At 72.6% G+C, this 15000-nt stretch carries 10 protein-coding genes; 6 read left to right on the top strand and 4 right to left on the bottom strand.

What is annotated here, in order from left to right:
* Positions 1–706 precede the first annotated feature (706 nt).
* From gltB to pyk, 3 genes are read left to right on the top strand one after another with little or no spacing between them, the layout of a single operon-like run.
* Entirely contained in the window at positions 707–5233 is a 4527-nt protein-coding gene (gene gltB, locus ACW62_RS05385) for a glutamate synthase large subunit (protein WP_053203029.1), read from the top strand.
* Complete coding sequence (locus tag ACW62_RS05380) at positions 5226–6692, top strand: glutamate synthase subunit beta (protein WP_053203028.1); 1467 nt, start codon at positions 5226–5228, stop codon at positions 6690–6692. Before gltB ends, ACW62_RS05380 begins: the two co-directional genes overlap by 8 nt.
* Before the next feature lie 27 nt (positions 6693–6719).
* The gene (gene pyk / locus ACW62_RS05375; RefSeq protein WP_053203142.1) at positions 6720–8159 is read left to right on the top strand and encodes a pyruvate kinase; all 1440 of its coding nucleotides are present in this window, start codon (positions 6720–6722) and stop codon (positions 8157–8159) included.
* A gap of 24 nt (positions 8160–8183) precedes the next feature.
* Here the strand turns inward: pyk and ACW62_RS05370 are convergent, their stop codons facing one another.
* Together ACW62_RS05370 and ACW62_RS05365 are read right to left on the bottom strand one after the other, a co-directional pair.
* Positions 8184–8399: a hypothetical protein gene (locus tag ACW62_RS05370; protein ID WP_053203027.1), complete on the bottom strand. Its 216-nt coding sequence runs from the start codon at positions 8397–8399 to the stop codon at positions 8184–8186.
* A 149-nt stretch (positions 8400–8548) separates the two neighbouring features.
* Positions 8549–9427: a hypothetical protein gene (locus ACW62_RS05365; RefSeq protein ID WP_157574413.1), complete on the bottom strand. Its 879-nt coding sequence runs from the start codon at positions 9425–9427 to the stop codon at positions 8549–8551.
* Between the two features lie 69 nt (positions 9428–9496).
* On the opposite strand from ACW62_RS05365, the gene ACW62_RS05360 reads away from it, so the two are divergent.
* Together ACW62_RS05360 and ACW62_RS05355 are read left to right on the top strand one after the other, a co-directional pair.
* Positions 9497–10360 carry an exodeoxyribonuclease III gene (locus tag ACW62_RS05360; protein ID WP_053203025.1) on the top strand — a complete coding sequence of 288 codons (864 nt, stop codon included), beginning with the start codon at positions 9497–9499 and terminating at the stop codon, positions 10358–10360.
* Between the two features lie 173 nt (positions 10361–10533).
* Positions 10534–11400 carry a sigma-70 family RNA polymerase sigma factor gene (locus ACW62_RS05355; protein WP_083459306.1) on the top strand — a complete coding sequence of 289 codons (867 nt, stop codon included), beginning with the start codon at positions 10534–10536 and terminating at the stop codon, positions 11398–11400.
* 35 nt (positions 11401–11435) lie between these two features.
* On the opposite strand, the gene ACW62_RS05350 is transcribed toward ACW62_RS05355, so the two are convergent.
* Positions 11436–12869: an MFS transporter gene (locus ACW62_RS05350; RefSeq protein ID WP_053203141.1), complete on the bottom strand. Its 1434-nt coding sequence runs from the start codon at positions 12867–12869 to the stop codon at positions 11436–11438.
* Positions 12870–12954: 85 nt separating this feature from the next.
* Between ACW62_RS05350 and ACW62_RS05345 the strand changes: the two genes are divergently transcribed.
* Complete coding sequence (locus tag ACW62_RS05345; protein WP_053203140.1) at positions 12955–13545, top strand: TetR/AcrR family transcriptional regulator; 591 nt, start codon at positions 12955–12957, stop codon at positions 13543–13545.
* A 3-nt stretch (positions 13546–13548) separates the two neighbouring features.
* Here ACW62_RS05345 and thrS read toward each other — a convergent pair whose 3' ends face one another.
* Complete coding sequence (gene thrS / locus ACW62_RS05340) at positions 13549–14760, bottom strand: threonine--tRNA ligase (protein ID WP_053203023.1); 1212 nt, start codon at positions 14758–14760, stop codon at positions 13549–13551.
* Positions 14761–15000: the final 240 nt, after the last annotated feature.

The following is a 15000-nucleotide window of genomic DNA, read 5'->3' as shown; positions in this document are numbered from 1 at the left end:
GGTTCTACAGGTGTAGACGCGGCGTCTGTCCAGCCGCGTTCGGTGGCTCGGCGCAGCGATCTCACGTCGATCTCGGCCGCGGCGACTGTGCGCCCTGGCGCGTCACTGGGTGGCGTCGCTGTCGTCAGGGGAACAGTGATCCGCCCCACTCGACGCAGCGGATCCACACGGTGGGTTGGGGATCGCGTAACGGTTCGCCGTTGTCCCGCAGTTCGCCGCTTTGCGGCAGTGGGCCGTCCAACATGCGGTCTCCGGCGAACGTGGCAGATCCTGATGAGAACCATGACCATGGCGCTGTCTGTGCTGCCAGAGCACCAACAAGAGCGCCATCGCCAAGGTTTCAGCCGCCAGAGGATCATTCAGGAGCGAGCCCGGCGAACTGTGCACCGCCGTGCGGCACGTTACGAAACGGCCACGAACACCCCGCCACGCCAGGGGATGACGCCGTTCGCCGGTACGTGGACGTCAATGTACTTGTACGGTCCGACAGTCCGCTGACCTGACGATCTGCGGCGACGACCGGGCGTCAGTGGAGAATCCGATGATCAACAGCGGGTTCTCGCCTGTGTGTTTCACCCCGGTCGTCGATATCATGGAGAGACGCGACAACACACGACGGCCGAAGTGTTGTAATGTCCACGAAACTTCACGCACGGGCCAGAGTCGTCCCTGCACCCGCCGCCAGTCTCACGACGACGGGAGTGCCATGCGCCTCACGCCTCACCCCCAGGGCTTTCCCAGCCAAGGTCTCTACGACCCGCGGTTCGAACACGACGCCTGCGGCGTGGCCTTCGTGGCCACGCTCGACGGCGTGGCCAGCCGCGCGATCATCGATCGCGGGCTGACCGCCCTGAGCAATCTCGACCACCGGGGAGCTTCGGGCGCCGAGCCCGACTCCGGCGACGGCGCCGGCATCCTCATCCAGATCCCGGACGCGTTCTGCCGGGCGGTCGCCGGTGTCGAGCTGCCCGCCGCCGGGCACTACGCCACGGGCCTGGCCTTCATCCCCGACGACGACGCGCAGGATGCCGAGATCGTCGCGGCCACCACCCGCATCGCCGCCGACGAGGGCCTGACGGTGCTCGCCTGGCGCGAGGTGCCCACCACGCCGGGCCTGCTGGGCCGCACGGCGCGCTCGACGCTGCCGCGGGTGCGCCAGCTGTTCGTGGCCGACGGCGGCAGCAGCGGCATCGAGCTGGACCGCAAGGCGTTCGCGCTGCGCAAGCGGCTCGAACGCAGCACCGGCGCGTACTTCCCGAGCCTGTCGTCGCGCACCATGGTCTACAAGGGCATGCTGACGACCGGCCAGTTGGAGCCGTTCTTCCCGGACCTCTCCGACGAGCGGCTGGCCTCGGCCATCGCCGTCGTGCACTCGCGGTTCTCCACGAACACGTTCCCGAGTTGGCCGCTGGCGCACCCGTACCGCTTCGTCGCGCACAACGGCGAGATCAACACCGTCCAGGGCAACCGCAACTGGATGCGGGCCCGCGAGTCGCAGCTGGCCAGCGAGGTCATCGGCGGCGACCTGTCGCGGCTGTACCCGGTCATCGCGCCCGACGGCAGCGACTCCGCCAGCTTCGACGAGGTGCTCGAGCTGCTGCACCTGGGCGGGCGGAGCCTGCCGCACGCGGTGCGCATGATGATCCCCGAGGCGTGGGAGAACCAGCAGGGCATCTCGAAGGCGCGGCGCGACTTCTTCGAGTTCCACAGCACCATCATGGAGCCGTGGGACGGGCCGGCCGCGGTCGTCTTCACCGACGGCGACCTCGTCGGCGCCGTGCTCGACCGCAACGGGCTGCGCCCGGGCCGGTACTGGATCACCGACGACGGCCTGGTCGTGCTCGCGTCCGAGGCCGGCGTCCTCGACCTCGACCCGGCGAAGGTCGTGCGCAAGGGCCGGCTGGAGCCGGGCCGCATGTTCCTCGTCGACGTCGCCGGCCACAAGGTCATGGACGACGACGAGGTCATGGACACGCTGGCCGCGCAGGAGCCGTACGGCGAGTGGCTGCACGCCGGCCTGGTCCGCGTCGGCGACCTCCCCGAGCGCGAGCACGTGGTGCACACCCACGCCAGCGTCACCCGGCGCCAGCAGACCTTCGGCTACACCGAGGAGGAGCTGCGGCTGCTGCTCGCGCCCATGGCGAAGGCCGGCGCCGAGCCGATCGGATCGATGGGCACCGATACCCCCATCGCGGCGCTGTCGAACCGGCCGCGGCTGCTGTTCGACTACTTCTCGCAGCTGTTCGCGCAGGTCACGAACCCGCCGCTGGACGCCATCCGGGAAGAGCTGGTCACGTCACTGGCCGGCACCGTCGGCCCCGAGGGCAACCTGCTCGACCCCGGCCCGGCATCGTGCCGCCAGCTGGTGCTGCCGTTCCCGGTCATCGACAACGATCAACTCGCGAAGATCATCCACGTCAACCGCGACGGCAACCTGCCGGGCTACGCCACCCACGTCATCCGCGGCCTGTACGACGTCGCCGGCGGGGGAGCGGAGCTGGGCCGGCGGCTGGCCGAGATCTGCGCCGAGGCGTCGAAGGCCATCGAGTCCGGCGCGCGCATCATCGTGCTGTCCGACCGCAACTCCGACACCACGCTGGCGCCCATTCCGTCGCTGCTGCTCACCGCCGCGGTGCACCACCACCTCATCCGCGAGAAGAGCCGCACCAAGGTCGGCCTGGTCATCGAGGCCGGCGACGTCCGCGAGGTGCACCACGTCGCGCTGCTGATCGGCTACGGCGCCGGCGCGGTCAACCCGTACCTCGCCATGGAGAGCGTCGAGGACCTCGTCCGGCAGGGCACCCTGCTGCCCGGCGTCTCGCCCGAGAAGGCGGTCGCCAACCTCATCAAGGCGCTCGGCAAGGGCGTGCTCAAGGTCATGAGCAAGATGGGCGTGTCGACCGTCGCGTCCTACACCGGCGCGCAGATCTTCGAGGCGGTCGGGCTGGCCCGGGAGGTCGTCGACAAGTACTTCACCGGCACCACCTCCCGGCTCGGCGGCATCGGCCTCGACGTCGTCGCCGAAGAGGTGCGCCGCCGGCACGCCCAGGCCTACCCGCGCGGCGGCAGCGCCACCCGGCACCGCAAGCTGGAGGTCGGCGGCGAGTACCAGTGGCGGCGCGAGGGCGAGCCGCACCTGTTCGACCCCGAGACGGTGTTCCGGCTGCAGCACTCCACCCGGGCCGGGCGCTACGACGTCTTCAAGCAGTACACCGAGCAGGTGAACGAGCAGTCCAAGCGGCTGATGACGCTGCGCGGCCTGTTCCGGCTGAAGACCGGGCAGCTCCCGCCGGTGCCGATCGACGAAGTCGAGAGCATCGAGAGCATCGTCCGGCGGTTCTCCACCGGCGCCATGTCGTACGGCTCCATCAGCCGCGAGGCGCACGAGACCCTCGCCATCGCGATGAACCGCCTCGGCGGCAAGTCCAACACCGGCGAGGGCGGCGAGGACGCCGACCGGCTGTACGACCCCGAGCGGCGCAGCGCCATCAAGCAGGTGGCCAGCGGCCGGTTCGGCGTCACGTCCGACTACCTGAGCAACGCCGACGACATCCAGATCAAGATGGCGCAGGGCGCGAAGCCCGGCGAGGGCGGCCAGCTGCCCGGGCACAAGGTGTACCCGTGGGTGGCGCGCACCCGGCACTCCACGCCGGGCGTCGGCCTCATCTCGCCGCCGCCGCACCACGACATCTACTCCATCGAGGACCTCAAGCAGCTCATCCACGACCTCAAGAACGCCAACCCGGCCGCCCGCATCCACGTGAAGCTGGTCGCCGAGGTCGGCGTCGGCACGGTCGCCGCGGGCGTCTCCAAGGCGCACGCCGACGTCGTGCTGATCTCCGGTCACGACGGCGGCACCGGCGCCGCGCCGCTGACCAGCCTCAAGCACGCCGGCGGCCCGTGGGAGCTCGGGCTGGCCGAGACGCAGCAGACGCTGCTGCTCAACGGCCTGCGCGACCGCATCGTCGTGCAGACCGACGGCCAGCTCAAGACCGGCCGCGACGTCGTCGTCGCCGCGCTGCTGGGCGCCGAGGAGTACGGCTTCGCCACCGCGCCGCTGGTGGTGTCGGGCTGCATCATGATGCGGGTCTGCCACCTCGACACCTGCCCGGTGGGCGTCGCCACGCAGAACCCCGAGCTGCGCAAGAAGTTCACCGGCCGGCCCGAGTTCATCGTCACCTTCTTCGAGTACATCGCGCAGGAGGTGCGCGAGTACCTGGCCGAGCTGGGACTGCGCAGCCTCGACGACGCCATCGGCCGGGCCGACCTCCTCGACACCGTCGCCGCCGTCGGCCACTGGAAGGCCGCCGGGCTCGACCTCTCGCCCGTCCTGCATGTGCCCGAGCTGCCCGACGGCGCCGCCCGGCGCCAAGTGGCCAGCCAGGACCACGGGCTGGAGAAGGCGCTCGACAACCAGCTGATCGCGCTGGCCACCGACGCCCTCGAGCACGGCGAGCCGGTGCGCGTCCAGCTCGAGGTGCGCAACGTCCACCGCACCGTCGGCACCATGCTCGGCCACGAGGTCACCAAACGCACCTCCGGCGCCGGCCTGCCCGCCGACACCATCGACGTCACGTTCACCGGCTCGGCCGGGCAGTCGTTCGGCGCGTTCCTGCCGGCCGGTGTCACGCTGCGGCTCGAGGGCGACGTCAACGACTACCTCGCCAAGGGGCTGTCCGGCGGCCGCGTCATCGTCCGGCCCGACCGCGCCGCGCCGTTCGCCGCCGAGGAGAACATCATCGCCGGTAACGTCGCCGCCTACGGCGCCACCGGCGGCGACCTGTTCGTCCGCGGGCTCGTGGGCGAGCGGTTCTGCGTGCGCAACTCCGGCGTCACCGCCGTCGTCGAGGGCGTCGGCGACCACGCGCTGGAGTACATGACCGGCGGCACCGTCGTCATCCTCGGCCGCACCGGCCGCAACATCGCCGCCGGCATGTCCGGCGGCACGGCGTTCGTGCTCGACCTCGACACCAGCCGGGTCAACCCGGACATGGTCGAGATCGAGACGCCCGACGCCGGTGAGCTGGCCCGGCTGCACGGCATCATCTCGACGTACCACGACGAGACCGGCTCGGCCGTCGCCGAGGCGCTGCTGGCCGACTGGCCGGCGTCGATGACCCGGTTCTCACTCATCATGCCCACGGACTACAAGCGAGTGCTCGCCGCCAAGGCCGCCGCCGAGCGCGATGGACGCGATGTCGACGTCGCGATCATGGAGGCGGCGCATGGCTGACCCACGAGGCTTCCTGAAGACGCAGCGCCAGGGCGCCACGCCGCGCCCGGTCGAGGAGCGGCTGCGCGACTGGAACGAGGTCTATCCCGCACCGGGCATCGGCCGCGCGCTGCTGCCGATCATCGTCGAGCAGGCCGGGCGCTGCATGGACTGCGGCATCCCGTTCTGCCACCACGGCTGCCCGCTGGGCAACCTCATCCCGGAGTGGAACGACCTCGTCTGGCGCGACGACTGGAAGGTGGCGGCCGAGCGGCTGCACGCCACCAACAACTTCCCCGAGTTCACCGGGCGGCTGTGCCCGGCGCCGTGCGAGGCGGCCTGCGTGGTCGCCATCGCCGACGACGCCGTCACCATCAAGAACGTCGAGGTCGCGATCATCGACAAGGCGTTCGACGAGGGCTGGGTGTCGCCGCTGCCGCCGGAGCGGCTGACCGACCGCACGGTCGCCGTCATCGGCTCCGGGCCGGCCGGGCTGGCCGTCGCCCAGCAGCTGACCCGCGCCGGGCACACCGTCGCCGTCTACGAGCGGGCCGACCGCGCCGGTGGGCTGCTGCGTTACGGCATCCCGGAGTTCAAGCTGGAGAAGCGGCACCTGGACCGCCGGCTGGACCAGATGCGCGCCGAGGGCACCATCTTCCGCACCGGCGTCGACGTCGGCGCCGCGATCACCGGCAAGGAGCTGCGGGCCCGCTACGACGCCGTCGTGCTCGCCGTCGGCGCCACCGACTGGCGCGACCTGCCGATCCCGGGCCGCGAGCTGGACGGCGTCCACCAGGCGATGGAGTACCTGCCGCAGGGCAACCGCGCGGCGCTGGGCGAGACCGTCCCCGGGCAGATCACCGCCGAGGGCAAGCACGTCGTGATCATCGGCGGTGGCGACACCGGCGCCGACTGCCTGGGCACCGCCCACCGGCAGGGCGCGGCGTCGGTCACCCAGCTCGAGATCATGCCCGAGCCGCCCGGCACCCGGCACCCGTCGACGCCATGGCCGACCTGGCCGCTGATGCTGCGCACGGCCAGCGCCCACGAGGAGGGCGGCGAGCGCGTCTACGCCGTCTCCACGCTGGAGTTCACCGGCCAGGACGGCCGCGTCACGGCGCTGCGGGTGGTCGAGGTCGAGCGGACTCCGTCGGGCTTCGAGCCGGTGCCCGGCACCGAGCGCGACCTTCCCGCCGACCTCGTCCTGCTGGCCATGGGCTTCACCGGCCCGGAGAAGTCGGCGCTGATCGAGCAGCTCGGCGTCGAGCTGGACGGACGTGGCACCATCGTCCGCGACGAGTCGTTCGAGACGACCATCCCGGGCGTCTTCGTGGCCGGCGACGCCGGGCGCGGCCAGTCGCTGATCGTGTGGGCGATCGCCGAGGGCCGGTCGGTCGCGGCGGCCGTCGACCGCAAATTGACAGGGGTGGATCGGCTGCCTTCGCCGGTCTCGCCCACCGACCGTGCGCTCGCAGTGTGAGCCCCGAGAAGACTAGTGTTGGCGGACGTGCGTAGAGCGAAGATTGTTTGCACCCTTGGTCCAGCGACCGACTCGCCGGAGCGGCTGCGTGAGTTGATCGACGTCGGCATGGACGTCGCGCGGTTCAACCTCAGCCACGGCAGCCACGCGGAGCACGAGGAACGGTACCTGCGGGTGCGCAAGGCGGCCACCGAGGCCGAGCGCAACGTCGGCGTCCTCGTCGACCTCCAGGGCCCGAAGATCCGGCTCGGCGAGTTCGCCGGCGGCTCGGCCGAGCTGGAGGTCGGCCAGACCTTCACGATCACGGTCGAGGACGTCGACGGCACCGCCGAGCGGGCGTCCACGACGTACAAGGGGCTGCCCGGCGACGTCACGGCCGGCGACGCCGTGCTCATCGACGACGGCAAGCTGGCGCTCGAGGTCACCGAGGTCACCGACACCGACGTCGTCACCACCGTGGTCATCGGCGGCAAGGTCTCCAACCACAAGGGCCTGAACCTCCCCGGCACCGCCGTCAGCGTGCCGGCGCTGTCCGAGAAGGACATCGAGGACCTGCGGTGGGGGCTGCGCATCGGCGCCGACATGATCGCGCTGTCGTTCGTCCGGTCCGCGTCCGACGTCGACGACGTCCACCGCATCATGGCCGAAGAGGGCGTCCGGCTGCCGGTCATCGCGAAGGTCGAGAAGCCGCAGGCGGTCGAGAACCTCGCCGAGATCGTCGACGCGTTCGACGGCGTCATGGTGGCCCGCGGCGACCTCGGCGTCGAACTGCCGCTGTGGGACGTCCCGCTGGTGCAGAAGAACGCCGTCGAGCTGTGCCGGCGCCGGGCCAAGCCGGTCATCGTCGCCACCCAGATGCTCGACTCCATGATCACCAACCCGCGGCCCACCCGCGCCGAGACCTCCGACGTCGCCAACGCCGTCCTCGACGGCGCCGACGCCGTCATGCTGTCCGGTGAGACCAGCGTCGGCGCCTATCCCATCGAGACCGTCGCCACCATGGCGAAGATCGTCGAGACGGTCGAGGAACACGGGCTCGAGCGCATCCCGCCGCTGGGCACCAAGCCGCGCACCAAGGGCGGCGCCATCACCAAGGCCGCGGTCGAGACCGGTGTCCTGCTGGGCGCGAAGTACCTGGTCGCGTTCACCCAGAGCGGCGACTCCGCCCGCCGGATGGCCCGGCTGCGGCCCGGCATCCCGCTGCTCGCGTTCAGCCCGCTGAGCGCCACGCGGCACCAGCTGGCGCTGTCGTGGGGCATCGAGGCGTTCACCGCCGAGCACGTCGACCACACCGACGAGATGGTCAAGCAGGTCGACCGCATGCTGCTCGAGCAGGAGCGGTGCCGTCGCGGCGACCTCGTCATCATCGTCGCGGGATCCCCGCCCGGCATCCCCGGCTCCACCAACGCCATGCGGGTGCACCGCATCGGCGACGCCGTGGGCAAGGTCGCGCCGGCCTACCACTGAGTGGAAGCTGTCGCCGGTCGGCGCTCAGGCGTTGGCCGGCTGCAGCACCTCGTCGAGCTGGCCCTCCTTGGCCGACTCGACGATGAGCCGGAACTGGGCGAGGCTCATCTGCACTCGCTGGCCGAAGTCATCGGTGATGACGACGCGGCGCTCGGGCGGAGCGTTCTGGTCGAGGAACAACTCCGGGCAGCCGCAGTCGCAGTTGCCGCAGAACGTCGCGATGTGCTGGAGACGGTCCATGGGCGGCCTCGTTTCTCGCGCTCGGAAAGTACAGCAGCTCCTTTTCGGACGTTAACCGAAACGGCCGATCACGAACAGTCTTGTGTCGCTAATCTGCTGACAGTAAAATCACGCGGGGTTGTCGGCGGCATTCCGACCGAATTCGCCCGCTATTCCGACGGCGTGTAGCGCTGTTCCGGTTCGAAGGCGGGCTGGGCGTCGCGGTCGAGCTCGATGTGGACGGCGTTCCGCGGGTCGGTGAAGACGACGACCCTGCTGCCGTTCTTCGGCACGCGGTCGGGTGAGCTGCGCATGCGGGCCGGCACCTCGTGGCGGCCGGCCGGCGAGTCGTAGGTGACGACGACGTCGAGCTCGGGGTCGTTGTGCAACCAGAAGCGGATGCCGCCGAGCTGGAGCCGGCCCGCGTACCGGCGGCCGTCGCGCCGGAGCCGCTCGATGCGCTGCTGGCGCTCCCGAGCATGGCGCAGGGCGGACGGCAGCCGCGCCGCCACGGTCAGGCCCCAGAGGGCGGCCAGCACCGCGACGACCGCCGAGATGAGGGTGGCCTCGGTGCCCGGCACGCCGTCGAGCGCCTGGCGCATGCCCTCGGCCGGGTCGGAGCCGGCCGCCACGGCAGCCCCGGCGCCCGCACCCACGGTGATGCCGGCCAGCAGCGGGGCCAGGTAGGACAACGAGGCCGCCCGGCGCTGCCCGAGGCGGCCCCGCGCGTGTTCGGCGAGGCCGACCGTGACGTACAGGGCCAGGTAGCCGACGACGAGGGCGCCGCCGATCAGCCAGCCCGCGCCGACGCCCGCGACACAGCCGGCGGACGTCGTGCAGCCCAGCGACACCGAGCCGAGCAGCGTCACGGCGGCCCAGGTCGTGAAGGTCAGCAGCGCCGAGACCAGCAGCCGTGGGGTGAGACCTCCGGGCGCCCGGCCCGGCGCGAGCCCGGTGATCCGCGATCCCTTGTCGGTCGCGGAGAACACCGGACGGTGGTCCCACCAGTCCGCCGAGTCGACGTCGTGGGGCGCCACAGCGTCGGTCATGACCACCTCCCTGATGGTGTGCGGAACCATCTTCGCCGGGTGTCGGTGGACGCCGCTACGGTAGGTCCGGTGAGAGTCGCCACCTGGAACGTCAACTCCGTGAAGCAGCGGCTGCCGCGGCTGCTGCCCTGGCTCGACCAGCGCCGCCCCGACGTCGTCTGCCTGCAGGAGACCAAGCTCGCCGACGACGCGGTCGAGGACCTCCTCGGCGCCGAGCTCGACACACGCGGCTACCAGGCGGCCTACCACGGCGAGCCGCGCTGGAACGGCGTCGCGCTGTTCTCCCGGGTCGGCCTCGACGACGTCGTCAGCGGGCTGCCGGGCGGGCCGGGCTTCCCGCACCAGGAAGCGCGCGCCGTCTCCGCGACCTGCGGGGGAGTGCGGGTGCACTCGGTGTACGTGCCCAACGGCCGCGAACCCGGCTCCGAGCACTACGCGTACAAGCTGGAGTGGCTGAAGGCGCTGCGCGCCCAGGTCGCCGCCGGCCCCGAGGCCGTCATGGTGTGCGGCGACATGAACATCGCGCCCGCCGACGCCGACGTGTTCGACCCCGACGCCTACGCCGGGCAGACGCACGTCACCGGGCCCGAGCGGGCCGCCCTGGCCGACCTCCAGTCGGCCGGCCTGCACGATGTCGTCCGCGACCGCTGGCCGTCCGAGCGGGTGTTCACCTACTGGGACTACCGCGCCGGCATGTTCCACAAGGACCTCGGCATGCGCATCGACCTCGTGCTGGCCGGCGCGCCGGTCGCCGAGCGCGTCGCCGCCGCCTGGGTCGACCGGCACGCCCGCAAGGGCACCGGTCCCAGCGACCACGCCCCGGTCATCGTCGACCTCGACGACGCCCCCGACGGCGACATCGGCCCGGTCGTCCCGCCGCCGTCGGCCGCCGCGCCCCGGCGCGGGTCGGTGCGGTTGCCACAGTCGAAGTGACCACGCCGCCCGCCCCGTCACACCGGCCGGATCGATCTGGTCAGATCGGTTGACATCGGCCGGGAAATGCGAGGTGATGGAATTCTCACAACGGCCGGGGCGTGCCGTCGCCCGGCCCGGGAGCCCGTGGTCAAACAGCGTGCCACCTGCTTCGTCAGCGAAGGGGTGTGCGCATGCCGACTCGAACCTCGTCCGATCCGTCCCTCGGCCACGCGCGGCTGCGTCCCGGCCGGCAAGCCCGGTTGCGAGCGCGACGCGAGCACGACGACCTCACCAACGACCTCCTCCGCCGGGCCGCCCGGTTGTCCGGCCGCGACCGGCAGCGCGCCCTCGACGACGTCGTCGTCCGGAACCTCGGGCTGGCCGAGGCGATCAGCCGCCGGTACGCGGGGCGCGGCATCGACGCCGAGGACCTGCACCAGGTCGCCAGCGCCGGTCTCGTCGCCGCCGCCCAGCGGTTCGACGCCGACCGCGGCGACGACTTCCTCTCGTTCGCCGTCCCCACCATCGTCGGCGAGGTGAAGCGGTACTTCCGCGACCACGGCTGGTCCATCCGGCCGCCGCGCCGCGTCCAGGAGCTCCGCGCGTCGATGGTCGCCGCCGCCGACGAGCTGTCGCAGACCCGCGGCACCCTCCCGACGCCCGCCGAGCTGGCCGCCCACCTCGGCGCCGACCTCCCCGACGTGCTCGAGGCGGGCCGCGCGACCGACTGCTACGCCGCCGTCTCCCTCGACCACCCCACCGCCGATCCCGGCGGCGACGGCGCCACTCTCGGCGATCTCCTCGGCGCGTCCGAAGGCGGTTACGCCCGCACCGAGGCCGTCGCGACCCTCGCCGCCGCCTGCCGCAGCCTCTCCCCGCGCGACGGCCGGGTCCTCTACCTGCGCTACTTCCGCGGCTTCACCCAGCAGGAGATCGGCGACGAGCTCGGCGTCACGCAGATGCAGGTGTCGCGGCTGCTGATCCGGATCCTGCGGCGGCTGCGCGCGAAGATCGGCGAGCTGGAGCCCGAGCCGGTCGGCGCCGGACCCCAGCCCTAGTTCCCGCGCGCCCGTCCCGGCCCGGTCCTGGCGGGTCAGTGCACCGGCATGCTCCTCATCGCCGGCTTGCCGGCCGGGACCAGCAGCCACGCGACCACGCCCGCCACGACGGCGGCACCCGCGCCGGCCGCGAACGCCCCGGTGAACCCGTCGGTGCCGGTCGTCCCGGGGGCGAGGTCCGCCGCGGCGATGCTCGACGCCAGCGCCACGCCCAGGGCGGCGCCGAACTCATGGAACGTGTTCACCAGCCCGGACGTGAGCCCGGCCTCGTGGTGGTCGACGTGGGCGAGGGCGGTCGTGGTGGCGGTGACGAAGCCGCCGCCGAGGCCGGCCGTGGCGATGCTCATGCCGGTCACCAGCAGCGCCGTGTCCACGTCCCCGCCGTCGCGCGCGGTCGCGACGGCGGCCAGCGCGAGCCCGCCGGCGGCGATCGTCAGCGCCACCGCCGCCACCAGCCGCGGCCCCACCCGGCCGACCGCCTGCCCGCCGACGTGCGCCCCCGCGGCGACCGCGACCGCCACCGGGAGGAACAGCAACCCCGTGACCAGCGCGCCGTGCCCGCGCACGTGCTGCAGGTAGAACGAGCCGAGGAAGAAGGACGAGATCAGCAGCCCGGTCGCCACCAGCATGAGCAGCACACCGGTCAGCACCGGCCGCCGGGTCAGCAGCCGCGGGTCGACGAGCGGAGCGCGCAGCCGCAGCTGCAGCAGCACGAAGAGGACGTACAGCACCGCTGCCGCCAGCACCGGCAGCACCGTCGACGACCCCGTCCACCCGTCGTCGCCCGCGTTGACCAGACCGTAGATCAGCGCCGCCGTCGCCGCGGTGACCAGCACCGCTCCCGGCACGTCCAGCCGACGCGGCCGCGGGTCGCCGTGCGCCGGATCGTCGCCCGGGCGCACCGTCGCGAGCAGCCGCGGCAGCAGCACGACCAGCACGATGCCGACCGGCACGTTCACGTAGAAGATCCACGACCAGCCGGGACCGGCGGTCAGCAGTCCGCCGACCAGCACACCGGCCGCCGACCCGGCGCCGCCGAGGGCGGCCCAGACGCCGAGGGCGCGGTTGCGCTCCGTCCCGTGGAACGTCGTCGCGACGATGGACAGCGCGGCCGGCGAGAGCAGGGCGGCGCCGACGCCCTGGACGATGCGGCCGCCGATCAGCGACTCCGCGTTCCACGCCAGCCCGCTGACCAGCGACGCCGCCGTGAACAGCGTCAGGCCGGCGAGGACGGTGCGGCGCGCGCCGAGCAGGTCGGCGAGCCGGCCGCCGAGCAGCAGCAGCCCGCCGAACATCAGCGTGTACGCCGAGACGACCCAGGTCAGCGCGGTGCGCGACAGCGACAGGTCGGCGCCGATGTCGGGCAGCGCGACCGCCACCACCGTCACATCGAGCACCAGCATGAACTGCGCCACGCCGAGCAGCGCCAGCAGCCGCCACCGACCGGCGGCGGACGGATTCGCGGACATCTCCACCCCTAACCTGAACACATCTGTTTGACTTGTGTGCCGTACATTAACTCGAACAGAGGTGTTCGACAAGACGGGAGTGCGGATGCCGGTCACGACGGGGAAGCGCGCCGACGCCCAGCGCAACGTCGCCGCGATCCTGGACGCCGCGGCGGCCTGCCTGATCCGCGATCCGGACGCGAGCGTCTCGGACATCGCGGCGGCCGCCGGCGTGGGTCGGGTGACGCTCTACGGCCACTTCGGGTCGCGCACCGAACTGCTCGACGCGGTGTTCGTCCGCGCGTTGACCCGAGCGCACGAGGCCCTCGACGCCGTCGACCTCACCGGCGACGCGCGGGAGGCGCTGGCCCGGCTGGTCGCGTCCAGCTGGCAGGTGGTCGACGAATCGCGGATGCTGCTGGTCGCGGCGCAGCGGACGTTGCCGGCGGAGCGGATCCGCGACCTGCACGAGAACCCGATGCGACGCGTGCGGTCGCTGCTCGAGCGCGGCCGGGCCGCCGGCGTGTTCCGGTTCGACCTGACGGCGGACTGGCTGGTGGCGGTCTTCTACACCATCCTCCACGGCGCGGCCGACGAGATCGGCGCCGGGCGGCTGGCGCCGGAGGCCGCGGCCGACGCGATCACGGCCACGCTGCTGGCCGCCTTCACCCCGCCCGGCCGCCCGGTCCCCGGCTGACGGTCACCAGAGGTCGGGCACGTAGGCCGACGCGCGGGCGGAGAGGCGGTCGATCGCCTCGGCGGTGGGCAGCGGATCGAGCCGGCGGCCGTCGCGCAGGCGCAGCGCCACCGCGTCCGCGGCCTCCTCCCGTGGCCCGGCCACCACGACGTACGGGACGAGGCGGGCGGCGTGGACGCGGGCGCCGACGCTGCCCTCGTCCGCCCCGGCGACCGACACGCGCAGCCCGGCGTCCAGGCACCGGGCGGCCAGGCCGCGCGCGAAGGCGTCCTGCTCCGGCCCGACCGGCACCAGCACCACCTGCACGGGCGCCAGCCACGGCGGGAACGCGCCGCCGTGCACCTCGATCAGCTGCGCGACCGCCCGCTCCATGCTGCCGACGATGCTCCGGTGCACCATGACCGGCCGGTGCCGGCCGCCGTCGGCGCCGACGTAGCCGAGGTCGAAGCGGGCCGGCTGGTGGAAATCGACCTGGACGGTCGACAGGGTCGCCTCGCGGCCGGCGGCGTCGACGATCTGCACGTCGACCTTGGGGCCGTAGAACGCCGCCTCGCCCTCCTCGGCCTCATACGACAGGCCGGACGCGGACAGCGCCTCGACCAGCAGGGCCGCCGACCGCTCCCAGTCCGGTGGCGCGCCCGCGTACTTCCCGCCCGGCCCCGGCAGTGACAACCGCACCCGGGCGGGCTCGATGCCCATCGCCTGATAGGCGGAGCCGATCAGCGCCAGCGCGGCCGCCGCCTCCTCCGCGGCCGACGAGACCGGGCAGAAGACGTGCGCGTCGTTGAGCTGGATCGCCCGCACCCGGGTCAGCCCGCCGAGCACGCCGGACGGCTCGGAGCGGTACATGCCGCCGAGCTCGGCCAGCCGCAGCGGCAGCTCACGGTACGAGCGCCCGCGCGAGCGGTAGATGAGCGCGTGGTGCGGGCAGAGGCTCGGCCGCAGCACCAGCTCCTCACCCCCGACGGGCATCGGCGGGAACATGTCGTCGCGGTAGTGCGACCAGTGGCCGGAGAGCTCGTACAGCTCGCGCTTGCCGAGCACGGGGGAGTGGACGTGCTGGTAGCCGGCCCGCCGCTCGACGGCATGGACGTACTGCTCGAGCGCGTGGCGGACGGCGGCGCCGGCGGGCAGCCAGTACGGCAGGCCGGCGCCGATCAGCGGGTCGGAGCCGAACAGCTCCAGCTCGCGGCCGAGTTTGCGGTGGTCGGGCATGGGGTCTCCCTGGGAGAGGGGGACGAGTGACCGCGGAAGCACACCCGGGGCACTCGCCCCGGGCGGTCGAACAGGAATCAGCGCGCCGGGACGGTGTCCGGCGTCGTCGTCACGTTGGCGCGCTGCATGCCGCCGACGGTAGCAGCCTGCGGACGGCGTCCGCGCGCGGATTTTCCGCCGCCGACCCGGCCGAGCCGGCCGGCCTCGGCTGTCCCGCTTCCGCACGGCAGCGACGTTCGA

The sequence above is a fragment of the Jiangella muralis genome (assembly GCF_001270745.1).
Classification (GTDB): Bacteria; Actinomycetota; Actinomycetes; order Jiangellales; family Jiangellaceae; genus Jiangella; species Jiangella muralis.
Note: the sequence above shows the minus strand (reverse complement) of the source record. Positions and strands in the feature narration are given on the sequence as shown.

What these genes read in the sequence shown, in the direction of transcription:
- gltB (WP_053203029.1), top strand. Translation starts at nt 707, where the DNA reads ATGCGCCTCACGCCTCACCCCCAGGGCTTTCCCAGCCAAGGTCTCTAC.
- ACW62_RS05380 (WP_053203028.1), top strand. Translation starts at nt 5,226, where the DNA reads ATGGCTGACCCACGAGGCTTCCTGAAGACGCAGCGCCAGGGCGCCACG.
- ACW62_RS05370 (WP_053203027.1), bottom strand. Translation starts at nt 8,399, where the DNA reads ATGGACCGTCTCCAGCACATCGCGACGTTCTGCGGCAACTGCGACTGC.
- ACW62_RS05365 (WP_157574413.1), bottom strand. Translation starts at nt 9,427, where the DNA reads ATGACCGACGCTGTGGCGCCCCACGACGTCGACTCGGCGGACTGGTGG.
- ACW62_RS05355 (WP_083459306.1), top strand. Translation starts at nt 10,534, where the DNA reads ATGCCGACTCGAACCTCGTCCGATCCGTCCCTCGGCCACGCGCGGCTG.
- ACW62_RS05350 (WP_053203141.1), bottom strand. Translation starts at nt 12,869, where the DNA reads ATGTCCGCGAATCCGTCCGCCGCCGGTCGGTGGCGGCTGCTGGCGCTG.
- ACW62_RS05345 (WP_053203140.1), top strand. Translation starts at nt 12,955, where the DNA reads ATGCCGGTCACGACGGGGAAGCGCGCCGACGCCCAGCGCAACGTCGCC.
- thrS (WP_053203023.1), bottom strand. Translation starts at nt 14,760, where the DNA reads ATGCCCGACCACCGCAAACTCGGCCGCGAGCTGGAGCTGTTCGGCTCC.